Below are 8,768 nucleotides of genomic sequence, written 5' to 3' on the forward strand. Positions count from 1 at the left end.
GTCGGCGTCGGTGCGCATGATGTCCGACAGTTGCAGTGCCGGTTCGCCGAACAGCCGGCTGCCGCCCTGGTTTTCCAGCACCAGCAGGCGGCGCTGGATGGCGCCGATCGAGGCCACCGAGATCGCGCCATAGCGCAGCGCCAACTCCTGCCGGTTCTCGCCGACCCAGACCAGCAGCGCCTGAAGATCCTTGAGATCCAGCAGCGGCAGCCCCTGTTCGTCAGAGAGCCGGAAGGCGATGTTGAGGATGCCCTCCTGGGCCTCGGTCAGCTCCATCAGCCGCGACAGCAACAGCGGGCCCATCTCGGCCACCGTGGTGCGCACCGGGTGGCCCTGCTCGCCGAACAGATCCCAGAAGGTGACCGGGAAGGCGTCATAGGCGTAATCGTCGAAACCGATCTTTCCGGCGCGTTCGGCAAAGGCCTGATGCAGCTTGAAGCTCTCGCTGCCGGCCTCGGCCAGCCCCGAAAGATCGCCTTTGACATCCGACAGGAACACCGGCACCCCGGCGCGCGAAAACCCTTCGGCAAGGATCTGAAGCGTCACCGTCTTGCCGGTGCCGGTCGCCCCAGCGACCAGCCCGTGGCGGTTGGCATATTTCAGCATCAATCCCTGCCTGTCGCCGTAACCCGGTCCGCCGCCGCCCACGAATACTTCGTTTTCCACCTGGTCTTTCCCCGCTTGCCTGTGCTCAACGGGCCCAAGGATACAGTGTTGGAGCAGTGGCGCCAGTCCCGAACTGACGTTCCGTCGCCGCGCCGGCCCGGTTCTGCCCCCCGCGGGCGACTTCGGGGCGCAATCTGCCGCTTTGCCCTTGTTTTCCTGCGGAAAGTGATCGGGTTTCACCTTTTTTCCGGTTGACGGGCCAGTCAAAGGGACGTAGCGTTCCCCCAATGAATAAGTCGGCCAGTCCGACGGGGAGTGAAACGGAAAGAGGCCTTCGGGCCTCTTTTCTTTTGCGCGCCTGTTCCGGCCCCTTTTCCGTGGCGCGATGCGCCGAAACTCGCCCGGCGGTGGCCTTTGCCCTGCCAGCAGCATGACAAGCCCCCGGCACCGTGTTAAGCGGTGGGTGATTCAAGAGTTCCCATGAATGGACCCCATTATGACAAAGCCCAATCCTCTTCTCTCGATCGCGGCCGCGCTCCTTCTGGCAACCCCTCTGGCGGCACAGGTCGGCTCTCTGTCCGACGGCACGCTGCTTGACACCCAGGCGCAGGCACCGGCGGCCCAGCCGAGTTCGGAACAGATCGGCGACTGGGATCTGCAATGCGAGACCGAGGGCCCCGAGCCGCGCCCCTGCTCGCTTCATCAGGTGGTGACCGACGACAACGGTTCGCCGGTGATCAAGGTGACGATGTACCGCCTGCCCGAGGGCGCCAAGGCAGCGGCGGCCTTTACCTTCATCGTGCCCCAGATGACCTATCTGCCGCATCAGCTGACGCTGGGACTGGACGGGGTGATGGCCAACCGTCTGCCCTATGAATACTGCAACCAGGTGGGCTGTGTCGCCCAGATGGGCATCTCGAGCATCGAGGCCGAGGCCTACAAGAACGGCTCCGACTACACCCTGACGCTGGTCTCGGTCATGGCCCCGACCCAGCCGATCACGCTCAAGATGTCGCTGAAGGGCTTCAAGGAAGCCTTCGACAAGGCGACCCCGGTGCGCCAGTAGCGGCCCGGCCGCCTCGCGCAAAGGTTCAGGGCCGCCCTTCGGGGTGGCCCTTTTCGCATTCCAGTCGCATTCCCGAGGTCCGGCAGCTCCGGCGCGTCAGACCCGGCTCAGCGCCAGCACCGCGTTCAGACCGCCAAAGGCAAAGGCATTCGACAGCGCCACCTCGACCCTGGCCTCGCGGGCCTCGTTGGGCACCACGTCCAGCGCGCACTCCGGGTCCGGCTCCTGATAGCCGATGGTCGGGGCGACGACGCCCTCGCGCAGCGCCATGATACAGGCCAGAAGCTCGACCGCGCCGGTGCCGCCGATCAGGTGGCCGTGCATCGACTTGGTGGAAGAGATCATCAGATTGTCGGCATGGGGGCCGAAGACATCGGCCACGGCGGCGCATTCGGTCTTGTCATTGGCCGCGGTGCCGGTGCCATGGGCATTGATATAGCCCACCTTCTCGGCGTCGATCCGGGCATCGGCCAGCGCCCCGGCGATCGCCCGTGCCGCCCCCTGTTTCGACGGCATCACGATATCGGCGGCATCGGCGCTCATCGCAAAGCCGATCACCTCGGCCAGGATCTCGGCGCCGCGTGCGCGGGCATGGTCATAGTCCTCGAAGACGAAGACCCCGGCGCCCTCGCCCTGCACCATGCCGTTGCGGTTGGCGCTGAACGGGCGGCAGGCGTCCTTGGACATCACCCGCAGCCCTTCCCAGGCCTTGATGCCGCCAAAGCACAGCATCGATTCCGTGCCCCCGGTGACCATCACCGGCGCCATGCCGCAGCGCACCATCTGGAAGGCCTGTGCCATGGCGTGGTTGGACGAAGCGCAGGCGGTGGCGACGGTAAAGCTCGGCCCCTTGAGGTTGAACTCCATGCTGATATGGCTGGCGGCGGCATTGTTCATCAGCTTGGGCACCACGAAGGGGTGCACCCGGTTCTTGCCGTCCTCGTAGACCGAGCGGTAATTCTCGTCCAGCGTCTGCATGCCGCCACCGGAACTGCCCAGCACCACGCCGCATTTCGCCGCCAGCTCGCCGGAAAAGCTCAACCCCGACTGGCCGATCGCCTCGCGGGCGGCGACCAGTGCGAACTGGGTGAAACGGTCGTAAAGCGCGATCTGCTGGCGGTTGAACCGGCCCTCGGCCTCAAAGCCGCGCACCTGGCCGCCGATGCGGATCGCCAGCCGGTCGACATCGCGCATCTCCAGCGGCCCGATGCCACAGCGCCCCTCTTTCATGGCCGCAAAGGTTTCCGCCACGCTCTGTCCCAGAGCGTTGATGGTCCCGGCCCCGGTGATCACGACGCGTTTCATCTGTGCGGCCTCCGCGCCCGGATCAGGATTGCTCGGCGATCAGCCGTTCGATGCCGGCGATGATGCTGGCCACCGAGGAGATGTCGAAATCGCCCTCGGTCGGGTCATTGGCGTTGAAGGGCACCGAGATGTCAAAGGCCTCTTCGATGGCAAAGATGCTTTCGACCAGCCCCAGACTGTCGATGCCCAGCTCTTCAAGGGTGCTGTCCACGGTAACGTCAGACGGTTCAAGAACGGCCTGATCGGCAATGATTCCAATGACTTTGTCCTTGACGCTCATGTCATGTTCCTTTCGTCGGCCCCGGGCCGGCACTCATTGGTTCGACGTCCACTTCGAGACGGTTTTCTGCAAATCCGCGACCTCTTTCAACAGCCGCGGCAGGCGCCTCTGGGCCTTGTAGATCTCGAGGTGGCTGTCCATTTTCATCGCCGGATAACCCAGGATCACCCGGCCCGCCGGCACCTTGGACAGGATCTTGGTCGCGCCGCCGGCAATGACATTGTCGCCGATCCGGGTATTGTCCGAGACCCCGCATTGCCCGCCCAGCACCACATTGCGCCCGATCACCGTCGAGCCGGCAATGCCGCACTGGCCGGCAAAGATCGAATTGTCGCCGATCACCACGTTGTGGGCGACATGGACAAGGTTGTCCATCTTCACCCCGTTGCCGATCACCGTGTCGCGGATGGTGCCGCAGTCGATACAGGTATTGGCGCCCAGTTCCACATCGTCGCCGATGGTGACCGAGCCAAGGCTGTGGATCCGGGCCCAGGCCTGCGAGTTGACCTGCCCCTGATCGCCCAGCGTCTCGCGGGCCGCCTCGACCCCGGATTTCTCGGGGGTGACAAAGGAAAACCCGTCCGAGGCGACGCGCGCGCCGGGCTGGGCGATGAAATTGCGCCCGATGGTGGCCCGCGCCCCGATCGAGACCATCTCGCGCAGATAGGCCTTGGCGCCGATGGTCACCTCGGCCCCGATCACGCAGTGCGGGCCGATGACGCTGCCGGCGCCGATGCGGGCGCGCGGGCCGATGACGCTGAGCGCCCCGACCGCCACGTCCTCGGCCAGTTCGGCGCTGGGGTCGATCACCGCCGTCGGGTGGATGCCGGCGCCGAAATGCTGGCCGGGATCCATCATCGCCGACAGCCCCGCCATGCCATAGCGTCCGCGCGGCGATTCGATGGCCGCTTCCAGCCCCAGGTCCTGCCAGTCGGCCCCCGGCCACAGCATGGCGGCACGGGCCGCGCCCTCGGACAGGCCCGAGGCGAATTTCGGATTGGTCACAAGGGCCAGATCATCAGCCCCGGCCGCCGCCGGTTCCATCACCCGCTTCACGGTCAGCCCGGTATTGCCGAAGGCGCTTGCGCCAAGGGCGTCGGCAATCTGCTGGATCGTATAGGCCATGATATCCCCGCTGGTTGCGAGCGATACTTAGCCCCGAACAGAGGGCAAGGCTACCCCTTCATTGGCCATGGCATTCCAAATCTTGGCGTCGCGGCCATAGACGTCGCGCCGGTACTGCACCGGCCCCTTGGCGTTGGTAAAGGCGGTGCGATAGATGATGTGCACCGGGATTTGGGTCTTCAGGTCGACCTGGGTTTCGCGCCCCGTGTTCAGGATCCGGTGGAAATAGCCCTTGGGGTCGTCCTGCTGCACCGAAAGCAGCGTATAGGCGAACTCGAAGGGCTGTTGCAGCCGAATGCAGCCATGGCTGAAGGCGCGGGTCTCGCGGGCGAACAGGCTCTTGGCCGGAGTGTCGTGCAGGTAGATGTTGTGGCGGTTGGGGAACATGAACTTGACCAGCCCCAGCGCGTTCGAATTGCCCGGCGGCTGTTTGATGTCGAAGGGGAAGGTCTGGGCCGAATACTGGCTGAAATCGACACTGCCGCGATTGATCACCCGGCCCCGCCCATCGATCAGATTGAGATAGCTGACCGCGTGCGGATTGCGTTTCAGCATCGGCAGGTATTCCTTGGTGGCGATCGAGCGCGGCACGTTCCAGGTCGGATTGATGATCATATGTTCCATCACGTCCGAGAACTCGGGGCTGCGCCGGTCGCTCTGGTTCTTGCCGACCACCGAGCGGGTCATGAAGGTGACCTTGCCGTCGTCGACGATGCGGGCGTGGAAATCGGTCAGGTTGACCAGCACGTGGCGGGCGCCGCGATCCTTGTTCAGCCAGCGTTCGCGTTCCATCGCCACCATCACCGCCTTCAGCCGCTCTTCGGGCGGGCGGTTGATCTCGGCGATGGTGCCGGCGCCGGCAACCCCGTCGCTTTCCAGCCCGTGGTCGATCTGGAAGGCCTGCACCGCCTCCTGCATGGCGGCGTCGAATTCACGGCTGGCGCTGCGCTGCATGTAGCCGAGGGCGATCAGCCGGTTGCGCAGCGACACCACCGCGCTGCCGCTGTCGCCGGGCTCCAGCTTGCCGGCGGCGACGGTCCGGCCCCAGCCGCCGCGGGCGATGACCTGTTCCAGGCGCAGCTTTTCCTTCATCAGCCGCAGGTATTCCGGCGTCCGGGGTACCAGCGCGGCGAAATAGCCCTGCGGCTCGGCTTCGCGCAATTCACCGAGATAGAGGCCGGGGTCGCGGCGCGGTGCCTCGCGGGCAATGCCTTCATCCAGCGAGCTGGGCTCGAACATGCCGGTCTGGATGTCGCGCGCATAGGCCAGGTAGGCGCGGCTCATCGCCACTTCGAGAAGGCCGAGATCGCGCGGGGTCGCGGCCGCGGCGATCTGCGCCATCAGCGCCTCCTGACCGTAGCGTGCCGTCGGCAGCCCGTGCATTCCGGCGCTGTCCAGCGCCTCGACCAGCGCCCGGCGGCGCGCCAGCCCCTCGGTGTCCTGCCCGGTCCAGAGCGGCTGATAGCCGGTTTCGCGGTAGAAGGCGGCCAGGTCCCGGTCGCGCGCGGCGGCCTCGGCGACGGCCTGTTTGAAGGCGGTGACCTGTGCCCCGGCCGGCAGCGCCATCGCCCCCAGCAAGAGGCCGCAAAGACCGCCGACCGCAAGAATTCGTTTAATTAAATTGAAATACAACATCATCTAGACTCTTCGCACGCGGGAACACCTACCCGACTTTTTCCATTTTCCCGCAGGCTGTCCATTCACAAATACTTCAGGTCGGGGATTTCGGAGGAATTGATGCATCCTGATCGCATTTTTCACCCCCTGCCCCCGGAAATCGCCAATTCAGCAGAAATTCGCCTAAAACCCGTGATTCGGCTTTCGACAGGGAAAAGAGCCTTGGTCAGAGAATCGAATTGTGTCATAAATCCGGCACACTTGGGGAAGTTAACAAATGTGCCGCAAAAAAACTTGCGGCGTGGGGTAGCGACGGGACAGGCGCTTATTACATGACCGAATCCAGCTCTGTGAGCATCACGAGGCGCGGCCTGCTTCGCGCGTTTGCGGCAACCACATTGGTGGCAGCGCCCAGCTTCAGCAACGCGGCCGGTTTCCTGCGCGGCGCCGGCGATATCCGCCGCATTCGCATGTACTCGGGGCGCACCGGCGAACGCATCGACACGATCTACTGGATCGAGGGTGAGTACATCAAGGACGCGGTCAAAGAGATCAACAAGTTCATGCGCGACTGGCGCACCGACGGCGTCAAGCAGATCGACCTGCGCACCATCGACATCATGGCCGCCTCGCACAACATGCTGGATGTCGACGAACCCTATATGCTGCTCTCGGGCTATCGCAGCCCGCAGACCAATGCCATGCTGCGCTCGCGCTCGCGCGGGGTGGCAAAGAATTCCCTGCACATGAAGGGCCAGGCGGCCGACCTGCGGCTGGCGTCGCGCTCGGTCAATCAGGTGGCGCGCGCCGCCACCGCCTGCCGCGCCGGCGGCGTCGGGCGCTATTCGGGCAGCAATTTCGTTCATATGGATTGCGGCCCCGTGCGCAATTGGGGGCGTTGAACGGGCCTCCCCCTTAATTTCCGAAGAATTCCCGACATCTGGCAAGCGCCGGCTCCAAAGCGGCCGGCGTTTTGCATTTGATCGAAGCTTCGGGGGGTGACCGGCAGTCAGGCCAGTTGCATCAGGCCGGTTGCATCAGGCCGGTTGCAGCTGGGCACAGTCAACGCCCACCTTTGTCGCCGCGCCCATGATGTCCATCAGCAGCCAAACCCGTTGTTCAGAGGCCATGCTTTCGACTTCGGACAGGAATCCGGAAAACGGGCCGGACATCACCCGCACCCTGTCACCCGGACTGAACTGCCCGGGCGGCAGCAGCTTGCCGCTTTCATCACATCGCGCCTGCAGTTCGGCCACCAGCGCATCCGGCACCGGAGCCGGGCGATTGCCAAAGCTGACCAGACGCGTGATGCCATAGGTCGAATTGACCGCGCGCCAATGCCCCTGCGCCGCATCCAGCGCAACAAAGATATACCCGGGAAACATCGGACGCAGCACCGATGCGAAACGGCCCCGGCGCTGCTCGGTTTTTTCTTCGGTCGGCAGAAACACGGAAAAACCCTGGCGTTGCAGGTTGGTCTTGGCAATCTTGGCACTGTTGGGCTTGATTTGCGCCAGAAACCAAGCCGGGCGGGACGTGTTCATACCAATAACCTCATAATCAAATATGCGCCCAGATTGCCGATTCAATCTCAAATTGCAAGGGCTCGGGCCGGCAAGCCGTCGCAGAGCCGCCCGCTTTGGGCAACTCCCCGCCGTGTCAGCCGCCTTTCAGGCGCTGCAACAGAAACACCTCGCTGCCCTCCTCTACCGGTTCATGGCGCGGAGCCACGATGATCTCTCCGTCCACCGACACCGAGACCCCGGCGGCGATCACCGGGGCCAGTCCGGGGTGCACGGCGACGATATTGTCCAGGAGTTCGCCCACGGTGCGCCCCGGCACATCGACCTTGTCCGCGCCGCCGGTGAAACGGCGCAGACCCGACCAGAGGTGGACCTCAACCATCGCCCTGCGCCTTCAGCGCGGCAAGGATGCGCGGCGGCGACATCGGCAGCGCGGTCATGCGCAGCCCGGTGGCATCGGCGATGGCATTGGCCAGCGCCGGCAGCGGCGGCGTGATGCCGGTCTCGCCGACGCCGCGCACCCCATAGGGGTGGCCGGGGTTGGGCACCTCGACGATCACCGTGTCGATCATCGGCAGGTCCGAGGCCACCGGGATCCGGTAGTCGAGGAACACGGTGTTCTGCAATCGCCCGTCCTCGCCGTAGATATATTCCTCGTTCAGCGCCCAGCCGATGCCCTGCGCCGCGCCGCCCTGGAACTGGCCCTCGACATAGGCCGGATGGATCGCCTTGCCGGCATCCTGCACCACCAGATAGCGCAGCACCTTGGTGTAGCCGGTTTCGGGGTCGACCTCGACATCCACCACATGGGTGCCGAAACTGCCCGAGAAGCCGCTTGGTGATCCTTCGAAATGGCCCGAGATCGGGCCGCCGGTCGATCCCATCTCGGCGGCGATCTCGGCGATGCTCAGCGGGTCGAAATCGCCGGCATTGGGCCCCGAGGGTTTGGCGCTGCCCTCCTCCCAGATCACCGCCTCGGGGTCGATGCCCCATCTGTCGGCGGCGCGCCGGCACAGTTTGCCGATGCATTCCTCGGCGGCGCGGATCGTCGCCAGCCCGCTGGCATAGGTGGCGCGGCTGCCATGGGTCGGCTCGTTGACCCCCAGCGCCCCGGTGTCCGAGATGTTGACCCGCACGTTTTCATAGGCCACCCCGAAGGCTTCGGCTGCCATCAGCGCCATCGAGGCCCGGCTGCCGCCGATATCCGGCGTGCCGACCGAGACCGTCACCGTGCCGTCCTCGGAGA

General features: G+C 64.9%; 10 protein-coding genes. 2 read left to right on the forward strand and 8 right to left on the reverse strand.

Annotated elements, in window-relative coordinates; translation table 11 throughout:
- Window positions 1-666, reverse strand: a 666-nt coding sequence (locus ABZD10_RS11045) for a helicase HerA-like domain-containing protein (protein ID WP_372886502.1), incomplete at its 3' end; no start/stop codon positions are given.
- 436 nt (window positions 667-1,102) lie between these two features.
- Here ABZD10_RS11045 and ABZD10_RS11050 point away from each other — a divergent pair.
- Window positions 1,103-1,672 (forward strand): invasion associated locus B family protein, encoded by a 570-nt coding sequence (locus tag ABZD10_RS11050; protein ID WP_372886503.1) that lies wholly within the window; start codon window positions 1,103-1,105, stop codon window positions 1,670-1,672.
- A gap of 96 nt (window positions 1,673-1,768) precedes the next feature.
- Here the strand turns inward: ABZD10_RS11050 and ABZD10_RS11055 are convergent, their stop codons facing one another.
- The 4 genes from ABZD10_RS11055 to ABZD10_RS11070 are packed head-to-tail and all read right to left on the reverse strand — an operon-like array spanning window position 1,769 to window position 6,020.
- Window positions 1,769-2,977, reverse strand: coding sequence for a beta-ketoacyl synthase (locus ABZD10_RS11055; RefSeq protein WP_372886505.1), 1,209 nt, complete (start codon window positions 2,975-2,977; stop codon window positions 1,769-1,771).
- Between the two features lie 22 nt (window positions 2,978-2,999).
- Window positions 3,000-3,257, reverse strand: a complete 258-nt coding sequence (locus ABZD10_RS11060) for an acyl carrier protein (protein ID WP_372886507.1) — start codon at window positions 3,255-3,257, stop codon at window positions 3,000-3,002.
- Between the two features lie 33 nt (window positions 3,258-3,290).
- Window positions 3,291-4,382: a UDP-3-O-(3-hydroxymyristoyl)glucosamine N-acyltransferase gene (lpxD, locus tag ABZD10_RS11065; protein WP_372886509.1), complete on the reverse strand. Its 1,092-nt coding sequence runs from the start codon at window positions 4,380-4,382 to the stop codon at window positions 3,291-3,293.
- 27 nt (window positions 4,383-4,409) lie between these two features.
- A complete protein-coding gene (locus ABZD10_RS11070) occupies window positions 4,410-6,020 on the reverse strand; it encodes a murein L,D-transpeptidase (RefSeq protein ID WP_372886511.1) in 1,611 nt (536 codons plus the stop codon).
- A 311-nt stretch (window positions 6,021-6,331) separates the two neighbouring features.
- Here ABZD10_RS11070 and ABZD10_RS11075 point away from each other — a divergent pair, with 311 nt between their 5' ends.
- Window positions 6,332-6,901, forward strand: a complete 570-nt coding sequence (locus tag ABZD10_RS11075) for a YcbK family protein (RefSeq protein ID WP_372886513.1) — start codon at window positions 6,332-6,334, stop codon at window positions 6,899-6,901.
- A 135-nt stretch (window positions 6,902-7,036) separates the two neighbouring features.
- Here ABZD10_RS11075 and ABZD10_RS11080 read toward each other — a convergent pair whose 3' ends face one another.
- The 3 genes from ABZD10_RS11080 to ABZD10_RS11090 form a co-directional block, all read right to left on the reverse strand.
- A complete protein-coding gene (locus ABZD10_RS11080; protein WP_372886515.1) occupies window positions 7,037-7,588 on the reverse strand; it encodes a transcription termination/antitermination protein NusG in 552 nt (183 codons plus the stop codon).
- A 70-nt stretch (window positions 7,589-7,658) separates the two neighbouring features.
- Complete coding sequence (locus ABZD10_RS11085; protein WP_372886517.1) at window positions 7,659-7,904, reverse strand: MoaD/ThiS family protein; 246 nt, start codon at window positions 7,902-7,904, stop codon at window positions 7,659-7,661.
- Window positions 7,897-8,768 (reverse strand): xanthine dehydrogenase family protein molybdopterin-binding subunit (locus ABZD10_RS11090; RefSeq protein ID WP_372886519.1); only part of this gene is annotated, 872 nt, incomplete at its 5' end. The genes ABZD10_RS11090 and ABZD10_RS11085, both read right to left, overlap by 8 nt.

The organism is Shimia sp. (assembly GCF_041624275.1).
Classification (GTDB): Bacteria; Pseudomonadota; Alphaproteobacteria; order Rhodobacterales; family Rhodobacteraceae; genus Shimia.

Bases quoted from the DNA above. Each gene is read 5' to 3' on its own strand.
- ABZD10_RS11050 (WP_372886503.1), top strand. From the start codon at position 1,103: ATGACAAAGCCCAATCCTCTTCTCTCGATCGCGGCCGCGCTCCTTCTG.
- ABZD10_RS11055 (WP_372886505.1), bottom strand. From the start codon at position 2,977: ATGAAACGCGTCGTGATCACCGGGGCCGGGACCATCAACGCTCTGGGA.
- ABZD10_RS11060 (WP_372886507.1), bottom strand. From the start codon at position 3,257: ATGAGCGTCAAGGACAAAGTCATTGGAATCATTGCCGATCAGGCCGTT.
- lpxD (WP_372886509.1), bottom strand. From the start codon at position 4,382: ATGGCCTATACGATCCAGCAGATTGCCGACGCCCTTGGCGCAAGCGCC.
- ABZD10_RS11070 (WP_372886511.1), bottom strand. From the start codon at position 6,020: ATGATGTTGTATTTCAATTTAATTAAACGAATTCTTGCGGTCGGCGGT.
- ABZD10_RS11075 (WP_372886513.1), top strand. From the start codon at position 6,332: ATGACCGAATCCAGCTCTGTGAGCATCACGAGGCGCGGCCTGCTTCGC.
- ABZD10_RS11085 (WP_372886517.1), bottom strand. From the start codon at position 7,904: ATGGTTGAGGTCCACCTCTGGTCGGGTCTGCGCCGTTTCACCGGCGGC.